This window comes from Erythrobacter colymbi, assembly GCF_002155685.1.
Taxonomy (GTDB): Bacteria; Pseudomonadota; Alphaproteobacteria; order Sphingomonadales; family Sphingomonadaceae; genus Erythrobacter; species Erythrobacter colymbi.
Genome location: NZ_MUYK01000007.1, coordinates 69404 through 94655 on the forward strand (window position 1 = coordinate 69404; position 25252 = coordinate 94655).

Here is a 25252-nt window from a genome sequence, read left to right on the forward strand (position 1 = left end):
CGCCGCGGCGCGATCAGTCGCGGCACTTGAGCTGGATCACCTCCCACGCGAGGCGCGAGGGGTTGCCGCCTTCGCGGCGCACCTCGTCGTCGACGCAGCGCTGGCGGACCGTGCGGGTGTCGAGGTAATCGCCGCGCAGCTGGCGCTCGAAATCGATCACGTCCTGCAATTCCTCCGCAGTAAGATCGCGCACCGCGCGCCGGCCTTCGCGCAGGGCGAGCAGATTGTCTCGGGCGCGGGTGTAGCGGTCGAGGGCAGCCGGCGCCTGCGGATCGACTTGCGCCTGCGGGTCGGGAGCCTTGCGCACCACCGCCACCTGCGCATGCGCGGGCATGGTCAGAGCCATTGCCACCAGAGTTATCGCGATCCGCCGCATTACCACTCTCCCCGTGCCATCGCCTCCTGCCGGGCCGTCTCGCGCGCGCTGTCCATCCGCGGGGGCGAGACCTCGGCCATCGAGGGCAGGGGGCCTCTTTGTTCATAGGTGACAATGAGCGTGCCCTGAACGCTCGCGCGCTGCTCCACCAGCGCCAGCAGGCCGGGCTGCATTCCCTCTCCGAACAGGCGCTTGCCGGGGCCCAGCACCAGCGGGAAGATCATCAGCGTCAGCCGGTCGATCAGCCCGGCGGCAAGCAGCGGCGGGTAGAGCGTGCTCGACCCCTGGATCACCAGATCGGGGCCATCGGTCTGCTTCAATGCCGCGACCTCGTCGATCCCGCGCAGCTGGTGGCTGTTCGCCCAATCGAGCTGAGGCTCCCCGCGCGAAAGGACGTATTTGCGGCAGGCCGTGAAGGCGCGGGCCATGTCGCCGCCATTGGGGTCATCGGCGTCGATAAAGGGCCAGTAGCCCGCGAAGATGTCATAGGTGCGCCGCCCGAGCAGCAGGTCGTAATTGCGCCCGAACAGGCGGTCGACCTCCTCGCCGACGGCCGGGTCCCACAGGCCGAACACCCACCCGCCGGAAGCAAAGCCGCCGGTGGTATCCTCCTCTACCCCGCCGGGGCCCTGAATGACCCCATCGAGCGAGACGAAGGCGGCAGCATGGATCTTGCGCATCACGCCTCTCCCCGCCGGGCCGCGTCGATTGCGGCCACATCGATCTTGTGCATCGTCATCATCGCCGCAAAGGCCCGCGCCGCCTCGTCACCGCCCGCTGCGAGCGCCTCGGTGAGGGTGCGCGGGGTGATCTGCCAGTTGAGGCCCCAGCGATCCTTGCACCATCCGCAGGCGCTCTCCTGCCCGCCATTGCCGGTGATCGCGTTCCAGTAGCGGTCGGTTTCCTCCTGATCCTCGGTCATCACCTGGAAGCTGAAGGCCTCGGTGTGCGGGAAGATCGGTCCGCCATTGAGGCCGAGACAGGGGATGCCGAGCACGGTGAACTGCACGGTCAGCACATCGCCCGCCTTGCCGCCGGGAAAATCTCCCGGCGCGCGGTGGACGGAATCGACGCGGCTGTCGGGGAAGGTTGCGGCATAGAAGCGCGCGGCCTCCTCCGCCGTGCCGTCATACCACAGGCAGATGGTGTTCTTGGCGGTCATGTCTCGTCTCCCATGTCGACCACGGGGACGAAGCCGCCGAAGATCATGCGCTTGCCGTCGAAGGGCATGCGGTTGGTCGCCTGATCGATGCGCGGATCGTTGAAATCCTCGCTCATCATCTTTGCGAAGGCGGCATCGCGGGTCGCCTTGTCGGGCCATTCGACCCAGCTGAAGGCGACCGTCTCCTGCGCGCTCGCATCGACCGCGCGGCGAAAGTCTGTGACCTTGCCTTCGGGCACGTCGTCGCCCCAGCATTCGACAACGCGGAGCGCGCCAAGCTCCATGAACAGACTGTCCGCAGTGGTGGCATGGTCGATGAAGGCCTGCCGGTTCTCCGTCGGCACGGGGATCACGAAACCGTCGACATACATGATGTTTTCCTCTCCTCAGCAGGCTTGATTCGGCCCGCTCCCTTGCGCCTTGTCCGGGCCGAGGTTACTTTCGTCAACGATGATGTTACCAAAAGAAACCAAAAACGGGACGAACCGAGCCGCCGAAGCCGCGACCGGACAGGCTGTCGGGCACGGGCGCTGGTACAACGACGCCTGCGGCACGGCCTTCGGGCTCGAGGTGATCGGCGAGCGCTGGGCGCTGCTGGTGGTGCGCGAGCTGATGCTGGGCGCACGGCGCTTTTCCGACCTGCGCGCGGCGCTCCCGGGCATTTCTGCCAAGGTGCTGACCGAGCGGCTGATCGCGCTCGAGGGGGCCGGCGTGCTTGCGCGCCGCACCCTGCCGCCGCCGGGCAAGGCGCAGGTCTATGAGCTTACCCCCTGGGGTCTCGCCGCCGAGCCGCTGATCCAGGAGCTGGGTCGCTGGGCCGCGCAGTCGAGCGCCCACGACCCCCGCCTGCCGCTCTCGGCGGTGTCGCTGATGCTCAGCTTGCGCTCCATGCTCGACCGCGAGGCCTGCGCGGCCTTCACCGGCCAGATCGGCTTCGTCATCGGCGAGGATAGCTTCATCGCCGAGCCGCAGGGCCGCGAACTGCCGATCCGGCGCGGGGAGGTGGACGGGGCGGACGCAGTGTTTCGCGCGCCCTCTGCCGATGTAATCGCGGGCGGCATCTATGCGGGCGTTCCGTGGGACGAGCTCGAAGCCTCGGGGGCGCTCGTCATCGAAGGAGATCGCACCCGCGCGCTGGCCTTTGCGGCGATGTTCGGACTGCCCCCGCCGCTCGTCTGACCCCGCAGCAACACGGCCCAAGGCTGTGTTGCATCTCCTACAACATAGGTGAGGGTGAAAACCGCTCACCCTGCCACGCATGGGCCTGTCGAAGCCATCCTCCAACGGCCGCGAAGCGGTCGGGGCGGGTGGCAGATCCTTTCGACAAAGGAGAAAGCTCATGAATCTCGTCCTGATAATCATCATCGGCGGCATCCTCGGATGGTTGGCCAGCATGGTGATGCGCACCGATGCCCAGCAGGGCATTTTCCTCAACATCGTCGTCGGCATCGTCGGCGCGCTGCTGGCCGGCTTCCTCCTCAATCCGCTGATCGGCGGGGGCAACATCACGGCGGGCGATTTCTCGATCAGCGCGCTGTTCGTCTCGTTCCTCGGTGCGCTGGTGCTGCTGGCGATCGTGAACCTCTTCCGTCGCGGCTCGGTCCGCTAAGAAACTCCAAGGAGATCAATCCATGAAGAAATTCGTCACTCTCGCCGCGATCGCCGTCGCATTCCCGGGTCTCGTCGCGTGCGATTCGGCCGCTGAGGAGCAGCGCGAAGAGCAGGCCGACGCGATCCGCGCCGACGCTGATGCCACCGCCGATGCGATGGAAGACCGCGCCGACACGCTCGACAAGACTGTCGACGGGGTGGATTCGACCGCCGAACAGAACCTCGAGAACAAGGCTGACGACGTGCGCGAGAAGGCCGAAGCGACTGCCGATGCCGTCGAGGACGGCACCAAGAAGCCGCAGTAAGACTTGCGAAATCCGGGCAGCGCGAAGGAAGAGGCACACCCTTCGCGCTGCCTGCATGCGGGCCTGTCATCGCGACAGGCCCGCATGGCTCCTGCGACGATCAGGCTTCCGGCAGAGCCTCGCCGCTTTCGATGATGGCGCGCATCGCCGCGCGGCCGCGATTGATCCGGCTCTTGACCGTGCCGAGCTTGCAGTCCGCCGCCACCGCCGCTTCCTCATAGCTCAGACCCGCCCCTGCGATCAGCAGCAGCATCTCGCGCTGGTTGTCGGGCAGCTGGCCGAGCGCGCCTTCGATGTCGGCGACATGGATGCGCGTTTCCTGTTCGGGCTCCTGCACCAGCAGCCGCTCGGCCGCCTCTGGCTCCCACGCGACCAGCCGGCCCTGCTTCCTCACCGCATTGTAGAACTGGTTGCGCAGGATCGTGAACAGCCACGGGCGGAAATTGCTGCCCGGCAGGAAGGTGTGGCGCGACGACCAGGCGCGCACCATCGTCTCCTGCACCAGATCGTCGACCATATCGCGCTGGCGGCACAGCGAGCGGGCGAAACTGCGCAGCGCGGGGAGCGAGGCGGTCATCTCGGCAGAGAAGCAGGGGGGCGGGGTTTCGCGGGCTGGGATCGGGGCTTGGTCTGGCATTGCACCTTGTCCGTTGGATTCCTCCCCCGGTCTGTCATCCCCCCTTTGAGACCCGCGTTCCCTATACTCGGCAAGGATTTGCGCGGTGCGGGCGCTGTCCGGCTCACCGCTAAAACGGGTCAGTGGCCTATGTGAATTCGCCCCCCGCGAGCCGCTCCTACCATCGCGCGCACTACGCCCTCCCGGGTGCTGATGCGAAAGGAAAGACGATGCGGATTGCACTCCTTATGGCGGCGAGCCTGCTGGCGACCACCGCCTGCGACAACCGCGACACGCCCGAGGGGCAGGCGGGGGCGGGCGCGACTGCCGCCGCCGGAAGCGATGCGGCCGGCGCCTTTGCCGAGGCAGCGCCCAGTGCGCAGGATTTCGCCCAGACCGTCGCCATCTCCGACATGTACGAAATCGCCGCGGCCAACATCGCGCTGAAGCGTGCAGCGGGCGCGCCGACCAAGGAATTCGCGCGGATGATGATCGCCGATCACACCAAGTCTTCGCAGGCGCTCAAGGACGCGATTGCCGCGTCGGGCCAGAGCCTTGCCATTCCGACCGAGCTCGACACCGAGCATCAGGCGCAGGTAGATATCCTGAACAGCCTCAACGGTCCGGATTTCGACCGCGAATACATGAGCCAGCAGCTGGCCGCGCACCGCAAGGCACTCGGCCTGCTCAAGAGCTATGGCGGCAGCGGCGATGTCGCCGAGCTGCGCCAGTTCGCGCAGGTGACCATTCCCACGGTGCAGAAGCATCACGACTGGCTCGATAAGAATTCGCCGAGCCCGGGCGCGACAGGCGAAACTCCGGGTGCGGGCGTGGAGGCGACTCCCGCGCCATAGGCGGGCGATCGTCTCCTCCGCGAACAGGCCCCGCACGCATGCCCCTGCGTGCGGGGCCTGTTTCGTCAGGGCCTAGTGTTTACTCCCGGTAGCCTCGGCAAGGCGCAGCACGGTGCGGGCCTCGGGCTCGCCCGTCAGTGCTTGCAGAAACACTTCCGACCACCAGCGCACGTCCTGCGTGTTGACGCAATCCAGCAGCGCGCGGTGCCGCTCGATGCGCTCGGCCAGCGGCATGGCGAGCGCGCGGGCGATCCCGTCGGCGACATCCTCGGCCGAATGCGGGTTGACGATCACCGCCTCCTTGAGCTGCGCGGCGGCTCCGGCGAAGCACGAAAGTACCAGCACGCCCGGGTCTTCGGGGTTTTGCGCTGCGACGTATTCCTTGGCGACGAGGTTCATCCCGTCGCGCAGCGGCGTGACCAGTCCGACCTTAGCGGCGCGATAAATCCCGAACAGCTCGTCGCGCGAATAGCCCTGGTTGACGTAGCGGATCGGTACCCAGTCGACCGAGGCGAATTCGCCGTTGATCCGGCCCGAGATGGCGCCCAGATCGGCGCGGATCTGCTGGTAGCTCGGCACGTCGCCGCGGGTCGGCGGGGCGATCTGGAGCAGGAACACTTTCTCGCGCAGCTCGGGCCGGTTGGCGAGCAGCAGCTCATAGGCGGCAAAGCGTTCGGCGAGCCCCTTGGAATAGTCGAGCCGGTCGACGCCGACGATCATGTCGCGCCCCACCGCGCTCACCGCGAGGCGCGTTTCGGCCTGCCTGGCCGCGATGGTGTGGACCGCGCCGCCGAAGTCGGCCGCATCGAGCCCGATGGGGCACACCAGCAGCCGCGTGCGCCGCTCGCCAAGGCACAGGCAGTCGCCGTCGATCACAGCCTCGAACTGGACGGTGACGTAATCGAGGAAGGCCTGCCGCCATTCCTCCGTCTGGAAACCGATCACGTCGTAATCGAGCATGCTGCAGGCAAGCTCCCTGTGCCCGGGGAGCGACATCAGCAGGCTCGGCGGGGGCCAGGGGATGTGGAGGAAGAACCCGATCCGGTTGCCAATGCCGCGCGCCCGCAGGTGCGAGCTCAGCGGCATCAGGTGGTAGTCATGCACCCAGATAAGGTCGTCCGAGGCGATCAGCGGCTCCAGCGTCTCGGCAAAGCGGCGGTTGACCCGCGCATAGCCACCGGCGAAATCGCGCGCGATCTCGGTCAGGTCGAGCCGGTAATGGAACAGCGGCCACAGGGTGCGATTGGCATAGCCGTTGTAGTATTCGTCGATGTCCTGCGCTTCGAGATCGATGGTCGCCGTCGCCACCCCGTCGGTGCGGCGGAAGCTGATCTGGCCGGAGAATTCGTCGGTCGCCTCGCCTGACCAGCCGAACCACATGCCTTTGCTGGCGCGGAGCGCAGCGGCGAGCGCGACCGCCAGTCCGCCGCGGTTGGCGTTTTCTCCATCGGTGTCCACCTGGACGCGGTTCGATACAGCAATGAGGCGGGGCATCGTGGCCCTCCAGTTTGGCGGGCAACGGCATGGGGCACCGGCGCGCGCGAGGTGCCGCCGCTGTTGCCCAGACAGGCGCGACAAAAAACCGCCTATGTCATGAATGCGCCGGTCGAGCCGCCGATCAGCGCGCGGATGCGGCGGAGGAGATCGGCGGGGTCATCCAGCACCCCGTCCGCATGTTCCGCGATCCGCGGGCCCACCGCGATCCCGCGCCCGCCGAGATCACGCGCGGCGGCGATTGCGGCGATGTCGGTCAGATCGTCACCGACATAGACGGGCGTGCTGCCTGCAAACGGCGCGCGTTGCATGATCGCGCGCACGGCATCGCCCTTGTCCGCGCCGGGCATCCGCAGTTCGAACACCATGTCGCCCTGCTGAATGACGAGATCATGCTCGGCCGCACATTCCTCCGCCCAGTCGCGCACCGCTGCGGACAGGCGCGGGGCGAGGCGGTAGTGCATGCCGAGGCCAAAGCTCTTGAGTTCGATCACCACGCCCTGCGCGGCGCCGAAGCGGGCGTTTGTCGCGCGGGCGAGGTGGGGGAAGATGCCGGTCTCGGGCGGTGCGCGCAGGCGGCCGTCGTGGCGCAGTTCCTGCCCGTGGCTGGCCGCGATCGTGACGTGCCACAGGCTCCGCCCCCACAGCGCATCGAGCTGTTCGAGCGAGCGACCGCTGACGATCGCCAGCCGCCCGTCCAGATGCCGGAGCGCCGCCGCGACCAGCGCCCGCAGATCATCGCTCACCGCCACCGCATCGGGCGTGGCAGCGGTGGGCACCAGCGTCCCGTCGAAATCGAGCAGCAGGGCGAGGAGGGCGGGTGAGGTCATCGGGCCGGCTCTGGCTGCGCATTGCCGTCGGCCCGGATATGCGAGAGCACCGCCCCTGCGGTGAGGCCGTGGACTACGGCGGACATCGCGATCGTCACCAGCACCACCATCCACAGCTCCGCCACCGCCGGGATCGACGCCAGCCCTGCGGCAAAGGCGAGGTAGTAGATGCTCCCGATCCCGCGCACGCCGAAGGCGGCGGTAACGAAGCGTTCGCGCGGGGAAAGACCAGTGCCCGCCAGCGTCACCCAGCCGATCAGCGGGCGGATCACGAAGACCAGCGCGGCGGCGATCGCGGCATGCTCCCAGCGCACCCAGCCCGCATAGGTGCCGAGCGCCGCGCCCACCATCAGCAGCAGCACCGCCGTCAATGCGTGTTCGATCGCGAGGTTGAACAGGTGGAGATTGCCATGAAAATCATGCTCCACCTCGATCCGGCGGAACACCAGGCCGCCGACGAAACAGGCGATGAAGCCATAGCCGTGGATCAATTCCGCCGCGCCATAGCACACCAGCACGCCCGCCAGCGCCAGCACCCCTGAGCCCGTGGCGGCGAGGATGTTTCTGGCTGGCCAGCGGAACACCACCTGCCCCAGCAGCCAGCCGACCACCCCTCCGGCGAGCGTGCCCGCGACGATGCGATACACCAGATCGCGCAGCAGCCAGTCGCTCGCCTCGGTCATCGTCAGCCCCGCAACTGCGGCCAACGCCAGATAAACGAAGGGAAAGGCGAGGCCATCGTTGAGCCCCGCCTCGGTCGTCAGGGCGAAGCGGACGGGATGCTCGCCGCCTTCGGTGGGCGGGCCGACCTGCACATCGCCCGCCAGCACCGGATCGGTGGGTGCCAGCACCGCGCCCAGCAGCAACGCGCTCGCCAGCGGCCAGCCCGCCGCGAGGCCCACCAGCATCATCGCCCCGATGGTGAGCGGCATCGCCACCACCAGCAGCCGCCAGGTCGCCCGCCAGCGCGAGAGCGGGCCCACCACATCGAGCCGCATGCCGGTGGCGAACAGGGCCACGATCACGGTCAGCTCGCTGAGGATCTCCCACCATTCGGGATCGGCAATCGGCATGAACAGCGGCGGCGGTTCGGCGATCGCTAGGGCGCAGACCAGCCCTGCGAGGATCAGCAGGGCCGACGCCGCCGGCTCTCGGCCCGAGACGAAGCGGGGCAGCCAGAAGGCCAGCACGATCGCGAGACCGGCGAACAGCAGGAACTGGTGATAGGACATTGCGGAGGCCTGCTGCTGGATCGGAACAAGGGCGAGCGCCCGCATCGCGTCCGCGCGGAGGGGCGGCACTAAAGACGGTTAGGAACGCAGGCAAAGGCTCCCCCGCGGCGCCGCTCTAGACTGCCCGGACCCACATCCTTCCCCCCTTCAAGGAGAGGTCACCATGTCGTTTCTCGACCGCATCGCCGCCGCCATTGCACCCGCCGCCACCGACCAGCAGCGGGCCGAGGCGCGCGCGCAGCTCGAACAGCTCGCCGCAAACGAGCCCTTTGCCGAGGATATCCTCGCGCAGCACCGCCGGATCGAGGCGCTGTTTGCCGAAGCGCGCGAAGGCAATGGCGCGGGTGCGCAGGCGACCATCACCGAGCTGGCCATGCTGCTCAACGCGCATTCGATGGCCGAAGAGGCGGTGGTCTACCCGGAAGTCTCCGCCCACAGCGGCAAGGCCCATGCCGGCATGGCCTACGAGGAACACGCCATGACCAAGGTGCAGCTCGCCGAACTCCAGAAGCTCGCCCCCGGCACGCAGGAATGGCGCGAGAAGCTCGACCACATCGAGAGCGCGGTGCAGCAGCACGTCTATCAGGAAGAAGGCAGCTGGCTGCCCGATGTGATCCGCTATGCTCCTGTCGATGCCCGCCAGCGGATGAGCGCCGAGTTCAAGGCCTATTTCGAGCGCTTCGACCGCAGCTGACCCGGATACCGGCAGACGCGGCTCGCGATCCGCCGCAAGGCTGCCGGACAACGCCCGCAGGACTCCCGCGCCGATCCCTCCTCGCAAACGGAGCCGCGCGAGGTCTTGCGGGCGTTTTTGTGTCTGTCGCCCGCAGATCGGAGCCGAGGTGCTGCCTCCAACAAAAAACCCCGCCCGTCACCGGGCGGGGAGTTGTTGGGGCAATGACCGAACGAAAGTGGAAACCTAACGCGCGTCCGGTCACCGAGTCACCAGGGGGATCGGGATACCCCGAGGTTGCCTAATTCTGCCTGACTGATTCCCCGCACGCCCTAACCTGAATTATATCTGCTGCTATTGTAAGATACTGGTATCGGTGGGCCGGCAGGCGCAGAAAACCGCGCCCCGGCCGGGGAGGCCGGAGCGCGGCAAGGGGGCGGCAGCAGAGGGGGGCGTGTCCGGTGCCGCTACCGATCAGCTGGCGGACGACCCCGATTTTCCGGTGGCCTGGCTGCCCGCGCTGCTCGAGGACGACTGGCCTTCGCTGCCACGCTTCTTGCGCCATTCGTCGAACTTGCTGTCGAACTCGTCCTGCTGGGTCTGGCGGAACTCGTGGTAGTCGTTGTCGAACTGGTCCATCTGGCGCTGGCGCCACTGGCTGTAGCTGTGGTCATGGTGATGACCCGGCTGGCCCTGTCCGTAGGAGCCCTGGCCCTGCTGGCTCTGCCCGGACTGGCCCTGACCATACTGGCCCTGACCATATTGGCTCTGTCCGTGCTGCGAGCTGCCCATCAGGGCATCCTGCCCGCCCTGACCGCTGAAGCCGTAGCCACCCTGACCGCCTCCGCCGCTCTGGCCGCCATAGCCGCCATAATTGCTCTGGTTGCCGTAGCCGCCCTGCGAGCCCGACGGACCCTGACCCTGCCCGAAATTGCCCTGCTGGCTCTGGCCATAGCGGCTGTCGCTGTCCTGCTGGCGGTTCCAGTCCGATCCGTTCTGGCCCTCGCCCTGTCCATAGCCGCTCTTGCTGCGCTGGCTGTCGCTGCCCTGCTGCATCTGGCCGTCGCGGCTGTTGTCCTGACCGTGGCTCTCGCGGTTCTGATTGCGCTCGTTCGCCATGTTTCATTCCTTTCCGGTTGAAGAACGCCGGCCGGCGGCTGGCCCGCCTCCCGGGTTCGAACCTGATAGTGGCAGGGGGCCAGCCAAGACCCCTTATCCTGTATTACCCACGCCTCGCGTCCCGTCTGCCCGCTGTGCCGTCCCGTCGCGCCGACCGAGGCGCATATTTCTCGCCTGCACGCGAAGGGAACCGGCGGCCCTGGCGTTGCGAAAAGTGCGGCGAAACGCCCGCGTTATCGGACGTTGCTGCGCTGCCCGGAGCGTGCTGCGATTGATTCGCGGAACCAATCGTTCGACAGTGCGCTGCATATACAGGATGAGCCGTCTGTGATTCGTCAGGCGGTACAACTTTTGATCAAGAGTTGGCGGAGTTGATCGGGGAAAGTGCAAATCCCGCAACACTCCAAAGGAGCAAGTCAGTGTCCAATGCCTTCCTGATGCGACTGATGCATGCTGCCGAACTGGGTGAAGATGAAATCCAGGCGATCGAGGAACTGTGCCGCCAGCCCAGGGAAATCGGCGCGAAGAAGTACCTGTCGCGTGACGGGGACGAGATGCACTCCTTCCCGGTGGTGCTGAGCGGCTGGGCCGCGCGGTACCAGATCCTGCGCAACGGCGCGCGCCAGATCACCCGCCTGCTGCTGCCGGGCGATGCCTTCTATTTCGATTGCTCGCCCAACGGGATCGCGATCGAGGAAGTGATCACGCTCAGCCCCTGCAAGATCGTCAACATCCTGCATTCCGACATGCGCCGCCTGATCGACCGCTTCCCGGCGATCGGCGAGGCAATGCGCAGCTATGGCTGCATGGAAAATGCGGTGCTGGCCTCGTGGGTCGTCAATGTCGGTCGCCGCGACGCACTGGAGCGGATGGCGCACCTCGTGTGCGAGGCGCATTACCGCCTCTCGCTGGTCGATGCGAACCAGAACAACCAGATCTATTTCCCGCTGACGCAGGATGATCTGGCCGACGTGCTCGGCCTCACGCCGGTGCACATCAACCGCAAGCTCCAGCAACTGCGGCAGGACGGGCTGATCACGCTGCGCTCCAAACAGCTGACGATCCACGACCTGCGCACGCTCCAGCAGATTGCTGGCTTCGACAGCGCCTATCTCGCCCCGCGGGTCCAGACCGCACCGGAAAGGCTGTGGGTGATCGCCGCCTGATCCGCCGTCAGACGGCACCCTTCGTCATCTCGGCCAGCATGGCCACGATGCGGGTGCCGTCGGCCGGCTTGCTCAGATAGGCGCTACCCGCGAGATCATCGGGCAGCATCGCCGCATCGTAGCCGGTCAGGAAGACGAAGGGGATCGCCTGGCCCTTCAGCTCGCGGGCGAAATCGAACGACAATCCGTAGCCGAGGTTGATGTCGATCAGCACGACATCGATCCGCCCCTGCGCAAGCAGTGCCGAGAGATCCGGAATACGCGAGGTGACCGCGACCACATGCGCGCCTTCCTGTTCGAGGATGAAGCGGCAATCGGAGGCCTGGTAGTAATCATCCTCGAGGATGACGATGCGGCAGCCGGAAAGCGTTCTGTCGGTCATGGCGATGGCTCGTTTGTCAGGATCGGGTGTCGAGGATGCTGCCCGCATCGGACAGCGGGAATTCGAGTTCGACGAGGACGCCGGTGTCGTGCAGGGCAAAGCGCCCCTCGCCCTGCAATTCGTAGGGCACGCGTTCCTCGATCAGCTTGCGGCCGAAGCCCTTGCGGGTCTGCTTGGTCTTGCGCACGGGCGCGGTTTCCTGCCAGCGCAGGCTGACCCACGGCTTTCCGTCCTTGCGGCCGCGCGTCCAGACGATGCGGATGTGTCCGGTATCCCCCAGCGCGCCGTACTTGATCGAATTGGTCGCGAGCTCGTGGATCGCGAGCGTCACGATTTCCGCCGCGTGGGGGGACAGCGCGACCTCCGGCCCGTCGACGTGGCATTTGTCGTCCTGCACGGCGTGGACCAGCAGTTCCTCGCGGACCAGCTCCGACAGGTCGACGCTGCGCCCGGGGGAACGGGTGAGGGTGCTCTGGGTGCGCCCCATCGCCTGAAGGCGGCCGATCAGATGATCGACATATTCGTCGACGTGGCGGTGGCTCGGTGCCGATAGCCGCGCGACCGACCGCACCATGCCGATGAGGTTCCTCACGCGGTGCTGCAATTCTGCGACCAGCAGCTTCTGCCATTCCTCCTCGCGCCGGCGCTGGGTGGTGTCGATCATCGCGCCGAGCATCCGCACCGGCTGGCCGCGCTCGTCATAGAGGAAGCGCCCGCGCGCCGAGACCCACACGATCTCGCCGTCGGGATGGCGCACGCGGTATTCGTTGACGTAATCCTCGCCGCTTTCCATCGCCTTGGCGATCTTGGCTTCCGCGTCGGCGCGGTCATCGGGGTGGACGCGTTCGGCCCAGACGTCGAAGTTCGGGACGACCTCGCCCGGCTCGTAGCCTTCCATGCGATAATGCTCGTCCGACCAGTAGATCTCGCCGGTCTCGACATTCCAGTCCCACAGCCCGACCTTGCCGATCTCGCTCGCGACGCGCAGCATCTGGGCGCCGTGCACCAGCTGGCGCTCGGTCAGGCGGCGGTTGGTGATGTCGGTCGACATGCCGAACCATTCGGTGATGGTACGGTTCTCGTCGAACACCGGCACGGCGCGCGAATAGAGCCAGCCGACCTTGCCGTCGGGCCGGACATAGCCGTGCTCGATCTCGATCGGCGTGCGCGCGGCGACCGCCGCATCGACCGCCTCGCGCACCGCGGCGCGGTCGGCGGCGACGACGAAGCCCTCGATCCAGTCGCTCTCGCCTTCCACATCGCCCAAGAGGTCGTTCCCGCCGACCTGCTCCATCAGCGTGCCTTCCGGGTTCATGCGGAAGATCAGGTCCGAGGTCGCCTCGATCAGCGAATGCAGGCGGTTCTCGCTGTGGCGCAGGGCGAGCTCCATCACTTTGCGCTTGCCGATGTCCTCGAACAGGATGCCGACCTGATAGGGGCGGCGTCGCCGACGGGGAAAGCGAAGACGTCGAACCAGCGGTCCATCGCCGCGGATTCGCTCTCGAACCTTTCGGGCACGCCGGTCAGAGCGACGCGGCCATAGGCGGCGATCCACTTGTCCTCGATGTCGGGCTGGAGCGAGCGCATCGTCTTGCCGAGCGGTTTGTCGAGCCCGGACTGCTCCAGAAAGGCCTCGTTGCCCTCGAGGAAAAGGTAGTCGACTGCCGTGCCGTCGGCGCCAAACAGCACCTCGACGATGCAGAAGCCCTCGTCGATCGCTTCGAACAGCAGTTTGTAGCGCGCGTCAGCCTCGCGCCGTTTCTCGCGGGCGAGATGCTCGCCGCTGACATCGCGCACGCGGGCCATGATCGCTGACCGCCCGCCAAAATGGAGCGGCGAGAGGACAACCTCGAAAATCTGGTCGCTCTGCGAGCCCTTGCGCACCAGCACCTCGGGCGTGCCGCGCGCGAGGACCCGTTCGAAATCCTGCGACCATACCTCTGCCGCTTCGGGAAAGCGCTGGCCGAGGGTCTTGCCGGTCGGATCCTCGACATCGAGCAGGCGGCACAGCGCCGCATTGGCCGCAAGATAGCGCCAGTCGCGCAGGGCTTCGCCCGGCTCGCCGACGGGCTCTGCAATGCAGGCGGCATCCGGCAGCGCCTGGAAGGCGGCGCCGAACAGTGTTTCTTCGGGATCGAGTGGAAAATCCGCCATGCGCTCATCTTTGTGAAGCCACCACCATAGAGATCACGGCGGCAATTCCGCTTAACATAAGTTGCCGCAGGCGGGCAGTCCCGTTGCGGCGTAACGCAGGATAGGGACGCGAGGGTTCCGGGCGCGCAGGTTCGGGCCTGCCTGCCACAACAATGCGGCGATCAATGGAGCCTTCCGCCATGCGCATGATCCTCACCCTCTTCGCCATCGGAGCGGGCGCCTATGTGCTCTCGCGCCGGACATCGCAGCCGCGCGCCGCGGGCCGCGCCGCCTTTGCCGAGGGGCAGCCGGACAGCGGACACAGCCCCGTGCGCGATGCCGGGCCTGACGCGATGCGCGATCCGCCCAAGGGCCACTGGTCGCCGGTCGACGAGGCCAGCGACCAGAGCTTCCCCGCCAGCGATCCGCCCGCCACCTATTGACCCCTCGGGCGTGCGCATTTTGACGCAAATGCTCGCAATATCGGTATTTTTACCCGCATAGTCGCAGGTTGGCTGTGCATGAGGGTGCCACAGGTTAGTGTCCCACTTCGCGTGTTCGCCTTCACCCTGGTCAAGGACCAAACAGGGAGCCACGACCATGCCGACACTGACCGCCGGGGGTATCGAACCCCTGTTCCGATTGCTTGCGCGCTACATGCCGCTGGAGGAAGCCGATCGCGAGGCTCTCCTGCGCCTGGAGACGGGGCCGCCCTGCACCGCCGAAGCGCGCACCGATATCGCACGCGAGGGCGAAAATCCGACTGTGATCCGTCTGCTCGTGTCGGGCTGGGCGTGCCGCTACAAGGATCTGCCTGACGGCCGCCGCCAGATCGTGGGCTTCTTCCTGCCCGGCGATTTCTGCGATCTCAACGTCTACATCCTGTCCGAGCTCGACCATTCCATCGGCGCGCTAACGGCAGTGCGGTATTACGAGATCGAGCCGCACCAGTTCCACGAGGTGATCGAACAGCGCCCGCACCTGCTGCGCGCGCTGTTGTGGCACGAGATGGTTTCGGCCGGGATCCAGCGCGAATGGCTGCTGTCGATCGGCCAGCGCTCTCCGCTGGAGCGGCTCGGCCACCTGTTCATCGAACTCTATTATCGCCTCAAGGCAGTGGGGCTGACGACGGGGACGAGTTTCGATCTGCCCATCACCCAGAACCATCTGGCCGAGGCCAACGGGCTGAGCCTCGTTCACCTCAACCGCACGATCCAGGAAATGCGGCGCGAGGCGCTGATCGAACTGTCCGACCGCCAGCTGCGGATCGTCGATCTCGACCGGCTGAAGCGGGTGACGATGTTCAACGACAACTACCTGCACTTCAACCGCTGACCCCGGGGTGAGCGGGGTGTGACCTTGTTGCGGCCGTTCCCCGAGGGGCGGGCCGAGTGCCCCGCGCGCTGTGCCGCGACCGGGGGCAGTCCCCTCTAACATAGGCGTGTGCCCCTACGGCGGGCGGGGCCGACAAGGGTGTGGCGGCCACGAGTGACTCGTGAAGCCGCCCCACAAGGAGAGACCCCATGACCCGCTCCCACGCCCGCCGGACGCACCAGACCGACCACGGCAGCGTCCTCGGCTCCGCCGCCAGAAGCGTGCTGGTGACCGCCGGTGTCGTCGCGCTCGCCAATATCGGGCGCAAGGTCGCCAGCCAGGCCCCGACCGCGATGGCGAGCGACTGGTGCGAGGGCCTCGCGCGCGAACACGACGCCGTGCTCACCGCGATCGACAAGCTCGCCGCCACCCCTGCCGAACACCCCCAGCGCCGCACGGTGCAGCTTGGCATGATCAAGCAGATGATCGGCAAGCACGCACTGGAGGAAGAGAACGTGATCTACCCGATGCTCCGCCGCGGCGGGGAAGGGGATGCGTTCGGCAAGCTCCACAAGGAGCACGGCGAGGTCAAGGCGATGCTCTACGAGCTGACCCAGATGGACAAGGCCGATCCCGGCTTCGACGTCACGCTCGAGCAACTGCGTGAAGCCCTCGAGACGCACATGCGCGAAGAGGAGGACGTGCTGTTCCCGGCCCTGCGCGAGCGGCTTTCGGCCGAAGAGAACCGCAAGCTTACCCGCACCATGAACCTTGCCGGCGTGATGGTCGCCTGACCGCCTGCCCCCTCCCGCCAGCCCCGCAGAAAGGAACACCCCATGGCCAAGCAGCCCCAGCCCAGACGTGATGCCATCCAGATGCTCGCCGACGATCACCGCACGGTCGAGGATCTGTTCGAGAAATACGACAACGCCCGAAGCACCTCGGTTCAGGCTAAGATCGTGCGCCAGATCTGCGAGGAGCTGACGATCCATGCGATGGTCGAGGAGCAGGTCTTCTACCCCGCCGTACGCGACATCGTGGAGCACGACATGATGGACGAGGCTCAGGTCGAACACGACAGCGCCAAGGCCCTGATCCTCTCGCTTCAGCAGGCCGAGCCGGGCGATCCCTATTACGACGCCAAGGTCAGCGTGCTGAAGGAGCAGATCGAGCACCACGTCTACGAGGAGGAGCGCCAGCGCGGCAGCATCTTCGCGCAGGTGCGCAAGGCCGATATCGACCTCGAGACGCTGGGCGAGGAGATGCTCGCGCTCAAGCAGCAGTTGCAGGAACAGGCAAAGGCCGGCGGCCTGCCCAAGCCCGAGAAGGTCGCGATCAAGGCCTGATACACGACGTCCGGAATGGGCATGGTGCGCCGTTCCGGACATCAACTCGCTACGCCGGACGTGGCGAGACGCGCGCTAGCAGGCGTCGGGCGCGGGGGTGATCGCGATGGCGAGATCCTGCCCGGCGCACATGGCCAGCACCACCAGAGTCCCGTCCTGATGGGTGTGCACCGCGCTTTCTTCGCGCGCGCCGGTGACGGTGTTGACCTGGATGACGCTGTAGCAGCCGTGCTCCAGCCCCGCGATCTCGATCCGGCTCGCGGTCGGCCCTTGGGTCTCGTGCGGCATCAGGGCGATCACCGCCTGGCGCGCGTCCCCGCAGCCGCAGGCTAGGCCCGAGAAGTCGTGGACCGTCAGGCGCTCCTCCAGCGCAGCGCGGTCGAAATGGCGCCAGTCGATCAGCGGCAGGAACGATGCGAGCACGCGCTGCGCCACGTGCATCGCAGGCAGCAGCACATGCGGGTGGCGATAGGGCCAGCGCATCCCGCCGCCCGCACCGCCGCTCGCCAGATGCGCCCATTGGGTGCGGCGGAAGCAGGCGGTGTCGAAGCTTTCGGGCAGGGTCGTGCCGCGATCGGCGAAGGTGTGGACGGGGCCGTGCTCGCTGTCCATCAGCGGCCGCCCCGGCGGGCATTGTGCCGCTGCCTCGCGCATCAGCCTCGCCGTGGCTTCGGCAGGCGCAAGCGAGTGTCCGGGCGCGTCGATCGTCTCCGGCTCGTAGAGGTGGATGCTGGCGAAATCGAGCGCAGGGTGGCGGAAGATCACCTCGCCAAGCGACGGATCGGCGAGCAGATTGGGGTGGAACACCGAGACCGTCTGCAAGTGCGATCGGCCATGCAGCCGCAGCTCCTCGGCGCGCAGAGTCTCCGATACCTCGGTGACGAAAGCGTGGGTCACGGCCATGTCGCGCCCGGCGTAGAAGCTGTCGATCTCGTTCCACAGGTCCCACGCGAAGACCGCGGGGCTATGCCCCCAGCGGCGGGTGGCGAACAGCAGGCGGTTGATGATCGCCGCGCGGGTCTGCGGGCAGGTGAACATCGTCTCCGGCGAGGTGGCAGGCCCGCCGGTGTGGTGCGAATAGGGGTGCCACTTCCAGCGCAGCGCCATGAAGAAGGTATCGAAGGGGGTGAGCAGATAGCGAATGCCATACTGCTCCCCCAAGGTGATCAGATCGTCCCACAGCCGCACCATCGCCGGGCTGAAGCCGCCGACACGGTGTTCGAGGTGGCGGTGGCGCACCTGACTGTAATCGAGCATCAGCCTGAGGCAGGTGACGCCATGCGCGGCAAGCTCGGCGAAATGGCGCTCCACAGCTTCCGGATCGCGGCGGCGGTAGAGCGGGGCGATGTTAGGCCAGGTGATCGCCTCGTTATGGCCGACAGGCGTCCACACCTCGCCCGCTCCGGTGACGAAGTACGGCGCACCCTCGGCGCAGCGGATCCAGTCGCTGCCGGGCGGGGCAGCGGGCGGACCGACACGGCGCAGGGTCTCGCCCTGCCGCATGACGGCGCCGCTGTTCATTCCGCCGCCACCGCTCCCGGCCCCGCCAGCGCCTCGCTGCGCCAGCGCGCATCGAGCCGCCGCCAGGTCGCGAGGGCCTGTCCGACGATCTGGTCCATGTTGTAGTAGCGGTAGGTCGCTAGCCGCCCGACGAAGGTGACATCCTGCGCCGTCCGCGCCAGCGCGTCATAGCGCTTGTACATCGCCTGCGCCTGCGGATTGGGGATGGGGTAGTACGGATCGCCCTCGTCCGCCGGAAACTCGCGGGTGATGCTGGTGACGGGGGCGTGCTGGCCGGTGAGGTGCTTGTATTCGGTGATCCGGGTATAGGGCACGGCTACATCCGGATAGTTCACCACCGCCACCGGCTGCGCACGCTCGCACGGCAGGGTCTGGTGCTCGAACCTGAGCGAGCGGTAGGGGAGCTTGCCCAGCCGGTATCCGAAATATTCGTCCACCGGCCCCGTCCATACGAGGTGATCCCAGGTGATGTCGGCGGGCAGATCCGTGAAGGACTGGCCGGTCAGCACCGTGATGCGCGGCTCGTCGAGCATCGCGGCGAACATCGCGGTGTAGCCCGCTGCCGGCATGCACTGGTAGGTGTCAGTGAAGTAGCGGTCGTCGGTGTTGGTCCGCGCAGGCACCCGCGCGGCGACGGACTTGTCGAGCGCGCTCGGATCGACGCCCCATTGCTTGGTGGTGTAGCCTTCGAAGAACTTCTCGTAGAGGTCCTCGCCCACCTGCGCGACGACCTGATCGCGCGAGCTGCGCACCTCGGGCACATCGACCGCGACCGACTTCAGATAGGCCTCGGCCTCGGCATCGGTGGCGAGATCGAGTCCGTAGAGCACGTTCAGCGTCGTACGGTTGATCGGCATCGGCACCAGCTTGCCATCGACCTGCGCGAGCACACGGTGCTCGTAGGGCCGCCAGCGGGTGAAGCGCGACAGGTAATCGAGGATGTCGCGGCTGTTGGTGTGGAAGATGTGCGGCCCGTATTTGTGCACGAGGATGCCGGCGGCGTCATTGTGGTCATAGGCATTGCCCGCGATGTGCGGGCGCTTGTCGATCACGAGGACCGAGCGGCCCGATCCGGCGGCGATGCGTTCGGCCATGACCGATCCGGCAAAGCCAGCGCCGACGACCAGCACATCGTAATGGCGCGGGGCTGTGCGCGGGCCGTTGGCGACGATCCGCGCGACCTGACGCGTGGCGAGCGCATTGTCGAGCTTGCGGGCGATGCGCGCGGCGATTCCGTCCCAGCTCTTGTCGGCAAGGCAATCGCGCGCCTCGGCCCGCCATACGGCGCGCACGGTGTCGGGCGCGGCGAGGAGGTCTTCGCAGGCCTCGATGAAGGCGGGGGCATCGGCGGCAATCCGGATCGCGCCAAGCCCGCCATAGCCGCTCACCACATCGCGCACCGGGGTCGAGACCACGGGCAAACCGCTCGCCATGTATTCGGGCGTCTTGGTGGGGCTGATGAACTCGGTCGAGGCGTTGAGCGCGAAGGGCATCAGCGCGATGTCCCACCCGGCGGCATAGGCGGGCAGCTCGGCATAGTCCTTGCGGCCGAGCCAGTGGATGTTGTCGGCGCGCGGGAGATCATCGGCGGCGATCTTCACCACCGGGCCGACCATCACGAACTGCCAGTCGGGCCGCGCGGCGGCGACGGCGGAGAGCAGGGCTAAGTCCATCCGCTCGTCGATCACGCCGTAGAAGCCGAGGCGCGGGCGGGGGAGCGCGGCCTGATCGGCAGGATCGGGGTGGCCGTCCGCCCCGCGCGCGAAGTGCGCGACATCGACGCCCGAGGGGACGCAGTGGATGTTGTGGTGGCGGTGACTGCGCGCCTCGTAGAGGCTCTTGCCGCCGCACAGCACGATGTCGGCGCGCGCCATCAGCGCGGCCTCGCGCGCGGCGATGTCTGCGGGGGCGAAGGCGAAATTGGCGAGCTCGTCCATGCAGTCATAGACGACAAGGTCGGCGGCGCTCGCGGCGGCTGCGGCGGTGAAGCCGAGCATCATCGGGGTGTAGTACCAGAACACCCGCGGCCCCGATCCGCGCGCCAGCACGTCATCGAGCAGCGTGCCCAGCATGATGTCGCGCGCCGCTTCACCGAGGCCTTCCGGCAGCACCGGGACAAGCCGCTCGAGCCCGCGGGCGAGCGTCTCGCGCTCCAAGCGCGGCTCGGTGCAACCCGCTTCCTCGCGCGGTTCCTCCCAGTAGAGAACATCGAAGCTGTCGGCGAGGCGGGTCATGATGTGCTGCGGCCGCTGGAAGACGAGGTTCCAGCGCAGATGCGCAAAGCAGAGGATCGCCGGGCGGGCGGTGGTGGGGCGGTGCATGGCGTTTTGCCTTCGGTTCGGAGTGGCCAAGCCCTGAGAACCGGGCTGAGGCATCGCCACGGGGCGACCTGATCCGCCTAGCCTGTGAAACACTTTTCATTTTTTACTTATGTGAAGTTCTCCGGAGTTCATCGTGAATCCGTGTCGTTTGGAACCCATGTTATGGAGTAACATGCATACTTCACGCAGTCATACCGAAAAGCGACAATCAAAACTCAAGAAGCACTTTCAATATTTTTTATAAGCATACATTCACTCTGAGCGACGTGACGTTCGGATTGGCCGATATGTCGATTGCTCATAACATCATTAGTTATATTCACCTGAACAAAGGGCGTCATCCTTGCCAGTGAACACTCGCGACCCTTGTGCGCCCCGAAGAAGAGGATCCCCAATGTCCAGCACCGTCTCGCCGCTTGAAGACACTCAGCAGCCCGGCCTTGAAGCGGAGCTCGAGCCCAAGCCCGATTACGAGCCCCGCTATCCAGGCTCCGGGCGGCTCCAAGGCAAAGTCGCGATCGTCACCGGCGGCGACAGCGGCATCGGCCGCGCGGTCGCGGTGCTGTTCGCGCGCGAGGGCGCGGACGTTGTGATTTCGCATCTCGATGAAGAGGAAGATGCGATGGCCACCGCCGAAATGGTCGAGGACGAAGGCGCGCGCGCCGTCACCATCGCGGGCGACATCGGCGAGCGCGATCATTGCAAGGAGATCGTCGACCTCGCGATCCGCAAGTTCGGCCGCATCGACATTCTGGTGAACAACGCGGGCGAACAGCACCCCGAAAAGGACGTGACCGGGATCAGCAAGAAGCAGCTCAAGCGCACCTTCCAGACCAATGTCTTCGGCATGTTCTACATGGTGCAGGCGGCGATGCCCTACCTCGGCAAGGGCGCGGCGATCATCAACTGCACCTCGGTGACGATGTACCAGGGCGCCGAGGAGCTGCTGGACTATTCCGCGACCAAGGGGGCGATCACCGCCTTCACCCGCTCGCTCTCGCAGAACCTTGCGGGCAAGGGCATCCGCGTGAACGGCGTCGCGCCCGGGCCGATTTGGACGCCGCTCAACCCGATGGGCGGGGCGAGCAAAGAGAAGCTCGCGACCTTCGGCGAGGACACCCCGATGGGCCGCCCCGGCCAGCCGAACGAGGTCGCGCCCAGCTTCCTGTTCCTTGCCTGCGAGGATTCGAGCTACATGACCGGGCAGGTGCTGCATCCCAATGGCGGGATCATCACGGGCAGCTGAGGCATGGCGATCGACTGGATCACCGTCGTGGGCACCATCGGTGCCTGCGCCTCGGTTGCGAGCTTCACGCCGCAGGCCTGGAAGATCATCCGCGGACGCTCGACCGAGGGGCTCTCGCTCGCCATGTTCGCGCTGACCTGCCTCGCCTTCGCGGCGTGGACGACCTTCGGGCTGCTGCAGGGGGAATGGACACTGATCGTGCCCAACGCGATCTGCCTCGTCTTCGCGCTGTTCATCCTCGGGATGATTGCCTTGCCTTCGCGCAAGACGGCGGAGGTCGCCGAGGCGCTCGATCCGGAAAGCTGAGAGGAAGAGAAAGGGCGGCCCCGCCACGGGGGCGGAGCGGGGCCGCCTACGCCGTGCCTCAGTAGGCGACGCCGTAATAGGAATAGACCTGGCTGTTGTAGGCCTGGTCATATTCGGGTTCGTTGTTGTTGTCGGCGTAGCGCGGGGCGTCCTCGAGAATATCCTTGTCGAGATCGACCACATAGCCGCCATGATCGGTGCTGTAGGTCAGCATCGACCACGGGATCGGGTAGTAATCGGCGCCGATGCCGAGAAACCCGCCGAACTGCATCACGGCGTATTCTGCCTTGCCCGAACGCTTGTCGACCATGAAGTTGGTGATCGAGCCAAGCCGTTCGCCATCCATGTCGTAGACGGCGGTGCCTTCGACCTTGTTCGAGGCGATCAGCTCGCTCGTTTCGTCAGTGTTGATTGCGTCAGCCATCGCTTGTTCCTCCTGTGATGGGCGAGGAGGAGGCTGGGGGAGGGCGGCCCTTGCGGCCCTCACATAGGTCAGACGCCGCCCGGCAGGGGGGCGAGCCGCCCCGCATCTGCGGTGGAGCCGCCTCAGCCCTTCCGCTCGGGCAGTGTCTTGCGTTTGGTCGCGGCAAGCTCCTCAAGCTCGCTTTCGGTCATAGAGGCTTCCATGTCCTTCGATGCGCCCTTGAGCATCGACTTGGGTTGCTCCCCGCGCTTGGCGGCGAGCGCGGCGCCGGCGGCTTTCTGCTGGGCTTTGGATCGGGCGGGCATGGCGCGGCTCCTGCTGCGGCGGGGCTGAAGTGCCCTCGTCGCAACCTGAGCCGCGCGCGGCTGCCTTGCCATAACGCAAGTCAGCCACCTGCGGGGCGGGCGTGCCCCGTCAGATGTTGATGCTGGTCGGGATCTGGCTCGGCTGGAGATAGGGGTAGGGCCGCAGCCGGTTGGCGTTGCGCGCGGCGATGCGCGCATCGATGCTGGCAAGGTGCGTCTGGAACTGCACCAGCGGGCCTTCCGGCCCCGTCACCTGCGGATCGGCGAACCACGGCGCATAGGGCTCATTGGTGCTGCGATAGTCGCCGAGCGGCCGGTAATGCAGCGAGCCGAGCAGCTCGAGCACGTTCAACTGCTCCAGCGCCAGCGCCATCGGCGGCATCATAGCGAGCCACCCGGCCTTGTCCTGCCCGCCCTGCGAGGCAGGCGCGCTCTGCCAGCCCGCACCGGTCACCGCCGGGGCAAAGGCCATGATGTCCTTCTGCGGGAAGTTGACCGCCGCGTGCTGCGCGCTCGCGGTGAACATGATCATGGTGCAGGCATCGACCAGCGCCTTGACGCTGTCGATCGGGCCGAAGCCCTTGATCTTCGCCTCGCCCGACACGCAGGCCGCCCATGCGGCGAGCTCGGTATCGCCGCGCACATCGGCATCGCTGGCGTAGTAGAGGCCGATGTAGCTCTTCGCCCAGGCGTGGATCGCGTCCCACACCAGCAGGCCATCGTCGCGATAGGGGAAGTCTGCGAGGGCCGAGCCCGGCCCGACCCCGCGCGCGGCGAGGTCGTGGGGGAGCATCTTGGCGGTGAAATCGAAATCGAGCCGCGCCGCCGCCGCCAGTTCCTGCGTCGAATGGATCGTGCCGGCAAAGATGTGGTCGATTGGCCCGTTGCTGGCGATCAGCGAGGTCGCCGCGGCCTCGTTAATGAACAGCGTGCCCTCGAAATGCGGCACCAGCAGCGCCCAGACCGGGTGGACGGTCGCGAGGTGGCGGTGGGTCGCCATCGCCACGCCCTCGATCACCAGATGGGTGCGCGCAAGGTGGGCGACGAGTTCGTGGTAATTGCCGTCGGCCACCTGCACGACGAGCTTCGCCATCTCCCAGCCCCACAGATCGTCGGCGACCGGGGAGGGGGTGAAGATCGGCCATTCCTCGGGATCCTGTCCGCACTGGATCGCGACCGGCACAAGGCTCGATCCGCCCGGCGGCACCGCGAAAAGCGCCAGCGGCTGCCACGAATACTTGGCGAGCCCGCCCCAGCTGCCGTCTTCCAACGCGGCGAGCACGGCATAGTCGAGCATGAAGAGCCGCCCTTCCGCCAGCGCATCGGCGAGCGTGTCGCCATTCACGACCGCGCCATATTGGGCCTCGGTCAGCGGGAAGTTGGCGGGCAGCGTGTCGCCCACGGCCGCGATCAGCATCGCGTTCGGCCCCTGCACCCGCAGCGCCGCGAACAGCGCGTCGTCCTGGAAGGTCCACGCGATCCCCGGCAACGGCAGGGTGTCGAACAGCGCGCGGTAAGCGTCGAGGCTCGCAGGCAGCGCCGAGCCGAGGCCGTGCGCGTCATCGATCTTCATCAGCTCCTCGAGCCGCGCCTTGTGCGCCTTGAGCGTCGCGATGCGGGTGTCGTATTCGGCCCGCGCGACCGCCGTTTCCAGATCCTGAACCAGGTGGCCGAGGAAGCTCTCGTGCGGCTGGGCCGGCACGGCAGCGGGCGCGACCAGCGCGGCGGTCGAGGCTTCGATCGCGTCGCACTCTGCCAGCATCGCCTCATACTTGGCGCGCGGGGAATCGAGTTCGCCGCGATCCACCCCGCCAAGCTTCACGGCGAGCGCATTGCGAACGATCTTGAGGCTGATCCCGATCAGGAGGCCCCACCACTGGAGCGTCGGCAGATTGTCGAGCGGGACCGACTTTGCGAGCGGCACACCCGGCAAGGTCGCGACATTGTCGTCCCACACATAGGTCAGCTGGCTCGCCGCCAGCTGCGCCGCACGCGCGGCCTGCTGCGCGGGCGTATCGTTCTGCGGCAGGCTCGGGTCCGCCGGCGGCACCGGAGCGCACAGGGTTTCGGCGTGGGGGACGACGGGGTTCAGAAAGCTCATGACAGGCGCTCCTCGGGGATGTCCCGGGGGCATATCGCAAGAGCGGTTAAAACTCCGTCAGCCGTGGTTAACGCGGGGCGCGGTGCTCCACGCGAACAGCGATCCTGCATCGAAGCCGTCCCTGTGACGATCAGTCGTGGGTCGCACGGTTTGTCGGGTCGGCCAAATTGGCCTGACCCCATCACCATCAGGGCGATCAAACCCTTTCAGGTGTACCACCTTGTGTACCACTGGGGCGCACAGGAGACAGACATGAGCACTAGGTACTGGATATTCCCGTGTTTTACGGGAGTTTTGGCGGAGACGGAGGGATTCGAACCCTCGGTACCCTGATAGAGTACGGTTCCTTAGCAGGGAACTGGTTTCAGCCACTCACCCACGTCTCCGGGTCTCAGCTTGGGCTGTAGGGGCGGCG

At 66.7% G+C, this 25252-nt stretch carries 29 protein-coding genes and 1 tRNA gene; 12 read left to right on the plus strand and 18 right to left on the minus strand.

The annotated features are described in order from the left end of the window. Positions 1–13: 13 nt before the first annotated feature. The 4 genes from BZF57_RS14205 to BZF57_RS14220 are packed head-to-tail and all read right to left on the minus strand — an operon-like array spanning position 14 to position 1912. The gene (locus BZF57_RS14205; RefSeq protein WP_086739113.1) at positions 14–376 is read right to left on the minus strand and encodes a hypothetical protein; all 363 of its coding nucleotides are present in this window, start codon (positions 374–376) and stop codon (positions 14–16) included. Further along, positions 376–1056: a dihydrofolate reductase family protein gene (locus BZF57_RS14210; protein ID WP_086739115.1), complete on the minus strand. Its 681-nt coding sequence runs from the start codon at positions 1054–1056 to the stop codon at positions 376–378. The genes BZF57_RS14205 and BZF57_RS14210 overlap by 1 nt, the downstream gene beginning before the upstream one ends. After that, complete coding sequence (locus BZF57_RS14215; protein ID WP_086739117.1) at positions 1056–1538, minus strand: VOC family protein; 483 nt, start codon at positions 1536–1538, stop codon at positions 1056–1058. The genes BZF57_RS14210 and BZF57_RS14215 overlap by 1 nt, the downstream gene beginning before the upstream one ends. Beyond that, on the minus strand, positions 1535–1912 hold the full coding sequence (locus BZF57_RS14220; protein ID WP_086739119.1) for a DUF1428 domain-containing protein: 378 nt from the start codon (positions 1910–1912) through the stop codon (positions 1535–1537). Before BZF57_RS14220 ends, BZF57_RS14215 begins: the two co-directional genes overlap by 4 nt. 76 nt (positions 1913–1988) lie before the next feature. Between BZF57_RS14220 and BZF57_RS14225 the strand changes: the two genes are divergently transcribed. The 3 genes from BZF57_RS14225 (at position 1989) to BZF57_RS14235 (ending at position 3454) form a co-directional block, all read left to right on the plus strand. Next, positions 1989–2717 (plus strand): winged helix-turn-helix transcriptional regulator, encoded by a 729-nt coding sequence (locus BZF57_RS14225; protein ID WP_086739121.1) that lies wholly within the window; start codon positions 1989–1991, stop codon positions 2715–2717. A gap of 160 nt (positions 2718–2877) precedes the next feature. Then, the gene (locus BZF57_RS14230) at positions 2878–3147 is read left to right on the plus strand and encodes a GlsB/YeaQ/YmgE family stress response membrane protein (RefSeq protein WP_086739123.1); all 270 of its coding nucleotides are present in this window, start codon (positions 2878–2880) and stop codon (positions 3145–3147) included. Between the two features lie 22 nt (positions 3148–3169). Continuing rightward, positions 3170–3454, plus strand: coding sequence for a hypothetical protein (locus tag BZF57_RS14235; RefSeq protein ID WP_086739125.1), 285 nt, complete (start codon positions 3170–3172; stop codon positions 3452–3454). A gap of 100 nt (positions 3455–3554) precedes the next feature. On the opposite strand, the gene BZF57_RS14240 is transcribed toward BZF57_RS14235, so the two are convergent. Further along, positions 3555–4091 (minus strand): sigma-70 family RNA polymerase sigma factor, encoded by a 537-nt coding sequence (locus BZF57_RS14240; RefSeq protein ID WP_086739127.1) that lies wholly within the window; start codon positions 4089–4091, stop codon positions 3555–3557. Between the two features lie 209 nt (positions 4092–4300). On the opposite strand from BZF57_RS14240, the gene BZF57_RS14245 reads away from it, so the two are divergent. Continuing rightward, positions 4301–4924 carry a DUF4142 domain-containing protein gene (locus tag BZF57_RS14245; RefSeq protein WP_086739129.1) on the plus strand — a complete coding sequence of 208 codons (624 nt, stop codon included), beginning with the start codon at positions 4301–4303 and terminating at the stop codon, positions 4922–4924. A 72-nt stretch (positions 4925–4996) separates the two neighbouring features. Here BZF57_RS14245 and BZF57_RS14250 read toward each other — a convergent pair whose 3' ends face one another. The 3 genes from BZF57_RS14250 to BZF57_RS14260 all read right to left on the minus strand — a co-directional run bounded on the left by BZF57_RS14250 (position 4997) and on the right by BZF57_RS14260 (position 8549). Further along, positions 4997–6418, minus strand: a complete 1422-nt coding sequence (locus BZF57_RS14250) for an alpha,alpha-trehalose-phosphate synthase (UDP-forming) (protein ID WP_086739131.1) — start codon at positions 6416–6418, stop codon at positions 4997–4999. Positions 6419–6510: 92 nt separating this feature from the next. After that, positions 6511–7248: a trehalose-phosphatase gene (otsB, locus tag BZF57_RS14255; RefSeq protein ID WP_086739133.1), complete on the minus strand. Its 738-nt coding sequence runs from the start codon at positions 7246–7248 to the stop codon at positions 6511–6513. Next, positions 7245–8549 (minus strand): cation:proton antiporter, encoded by a 1305-nt coding sequence (locus tag BZF57_RS14260; protein ID WP_240505998.1) that lies wholly within the window; start codon positions 8547–8549, stop codon positions 7245–7247. Before BZF57_RS14260 ends, otsB begins: the two co-directional genes overlap by 4 nt. 94 nt (positions 8550–8643) lie before the next feature. On the opposite strand from BZF57_RS14260, the gene BZF57_RS14265 reads away from it, so the two are divergent. After that, a complete protein-coding gene (locus BZF57_RS14265) occupies positions 8644–9174 on the plus strand; it encodes a hemerythrin domain-containing protein (protein ID WP_086739138.1) in 531 nt (176 codons plus the stop codon). A gap of 453 nt (positions 9175–9627) precedes the next feature. Here the strand turns inward: BZF57_RS14265 and BZF57_RS14270 are convergent, their stop codons facing one another. Then, positions 9628–10272 (minus strand): hypothetical protein, encoded by a 645-nt coding sequence (locus BZF57_RS14270; protein WP_086739140.1) that lies wholly within the window; start codon positions 10270–10272, stop codon positions 9628–9630. Between the two features lie 419 nt (positions 10273–10691). Between BZF57_RS14270 and BZF57_RS14275 the strand changes: the two genes are divergently transcribed. Next, positions 10692–11438, plus strand: a complete 747-nt coding sequence (locus BZF57_RS14275) for a Crp/Fnr family transcriptional regulator (protein ID WP_086739143.1) — start codon at positions 10692–10694, stop codon at positions 11436–11438. A 7-nt stretch (positions 11439–11445) separates the two neighbouring features. On the opposite strand, the gene BZF57_RS14280 is transcribed toward BZF57_RS14275, so the two are convergent. From BZF57_RS14280 to BZF57_RS14290, 3 genes are read right to left on the minus strand one after another with little or no spacing between them, the layout of a single operon-like run. Then, a complete protein-coding gene (locus BZF57_RS14280; RefSeq protein WP_162291018.1) occupies positions 11446–11820 on the minus strand; it encodes a response regulator in 375 nt (124 codons plus the stop codon). Between the two features lie 16 nt (positions 11821–11836). Next, entirely contained in the window at positions 11837–13210 is a 1374-nt protein-coding gene (locus BZF57_RS14285; protein WP_086739147.1) for a sensor histidine kinase, read from the minus strand. Continuing rightward, the gene (locus tag BZF57_RS14290; protein WP_086739149.1) at positions 13210–13974 is read right to left on the minus strand and encodes a PAS domain-containing protein; all 765 of its coding nucleotides are present in this window, start codon (positions 13972–13974) and stop codon (positions 13210–13212) included. The genes BZF57_RS14285 and BZF57_RS14290 overlap by 1 nt, the downstream gene beginning before the upstream one ends. A gap of 179 nt (positions 13975–14153) precedes the next feature. On the opposite strand from BZF57_RS14290, the gene BZF57_RS14295 reads away from it, so the two are divergent. The 4 genes from BZF57_RS14295 to BZF57_RS14310 all read left to right on the plus strand — a co-directional run bounded on the left by BZF57_RS14295 (position 14154) and on the right by BZF57_RS14310 (position 16613). Continuing rightward, positions 14154–14396: a hypothetical protein gene (locus BZF57_RS14295; protein ID WP_086739151.1), complete on the plus strand. Its 243-nt coding sequence runs from the start codon at positions 14154–14156 to the stop codon at positions 14394–14396. 157 nt (positions 14397–14553) lie between these two features. Further along, positions 14554–15288, plus strand: coding sequence for a Crp/Fnr family transcriptional regulator (locus tag BZF57_RS14300; RefSeq protein WP_206073276.1), 735 nt, complete (start codon positions 14554–14556; stop codon positions 15286–15288). Positions 15289–15476: 188 nt separating this feature from the next. Further along, entirely contained in the window at positions 15477–16061 is a 585-nt protein-coding gene (locus tag BZF57_RS14305) for a hemerythrin domain-containing protein (RefSeq protein WP_086739153.1), read from the plus strand. Positions 16062–16103: 42 nt separating this feature from the next. Beyond that, complete coding sequence (locus BZF57_RS14310; protein WP_086739155.1) at positions 16104–16613, plus strand: hemerythrin domain-containing protein; 510 nt, start codon at positions 16104–16106, stop codon at positions 16611–16613. Positions 16614–16688: 75 nt separating this feature from the next. On the opposite strand, the gene BZF57_RS14315 is transcribed toward BZF57_RS14310, so the two are convergent. After that, positions 16689–18134: a glycoside hydrolase 5 family protein gene (locus BZF57_RS14315; RefSeq protein ID WP_086739157.1), complete on the minus strand. Its 1446-nt coding sequence runs from the start codon at positions 18132–18134 to the stop codon at positions 16689–16691. After that, entirely contained in the window at positions 18131–20455 is a 2325-nt protein-coding gene (glf, locus tag BZF57_RS14320) for a UDP-galactopyranose mutase (protein ID WP_240505999.1), read from the minus strand. The genes BZF57_RS14315 and glf overlap by 4 nt, the downstream gene beginning before the upstream one ends. A gap of 394 nt (positions 20456–20849) precedes the next feature. Between glf and BZF57_RS14325 the strand changes: the two genes are divergently transcribed. Together BZF57_RS14325 and BZF57_RS14330 are read left to right on the plus strand one after the other, a co-directional pair. Beyond that, positions 20850–21701: a glucose 1-dehydrogenase gene (locus tag BZF57_RS14325; protein WP_086739159.1), complete on the plus strand. Its 852-nt coding sequence runs from the start codon at positions 20850–20852 to the stop codon at positions 21699–21701. A gap of 3 nt (positions 21702–21704) precedes the next feature. Further along, the gene (locus BZF57_RS14330) at positions 21705–22007 is read left to right on the plus strand and encodes a SemiSWEET family sugar transporter (RefSeq protein ID WP_086739161.1); all 303 of its coding nucleotides are present in this window, start codon (positions 21705–21707) and stop codon (positions 22005–22007) included. A gap of 58 nt (positions 22008–22065) precedes the next feature. Here the strand turns inward: BZF57_RS14330 and BZF57_RS14335 are convergent, their stop codons facing one another. The 4 genes from BZF57_RS14335 to BZF57_RS14350 all read right to left on the minus strand — a co-directional run bounded on the left by BZF57_RS14335 (position 22066) and on the right by BZF57_RS14350 (position 25223). Continuing rightward, the gene (locus BZF57_RS14335; RefSeq protein ID WP_086739163.1) at positions 22066–22431 is read right to left on the minus strand and encodes a PRC-barrel domain-containing protein; all 366 of its coding nucleotides are present in this window, start codon (positions 22429–22431) and stop codon (positions 22066–22068) included. 122 nt (positions 22432–22553) lie between these two features. Further along, the gene (locus BZF57_RS14340; RefSeq protein WP_086739165.1) at positions 22554–22736 is read right to left on the minus strand and encodes a DUF3008 family protein; all 183 of its coding nucleotides are present in this window, start codon (positions 22734–22736) and stop codon (positions 22554–22556) included. Positions 22737–22845: 109 nt separating this feature from the next. Beyond that, a complete protein-coding gene (locus BZF57_RS14345) occupies positions 22846–24837 on the minus strand; it encodes a lipoxygenase family protein (protein ID WP_086739168.1) in 1992 nt (663 codons plus the stop codon). A gap of 295 nt (positions 24838–25132) precedes the next feature. After that, positions 25133–25223, minus strand: a tRNA-Ser gene (locus tag BZF57_RS14350). Positions 25224–25252: the final 29 nt, after the last annotated feature.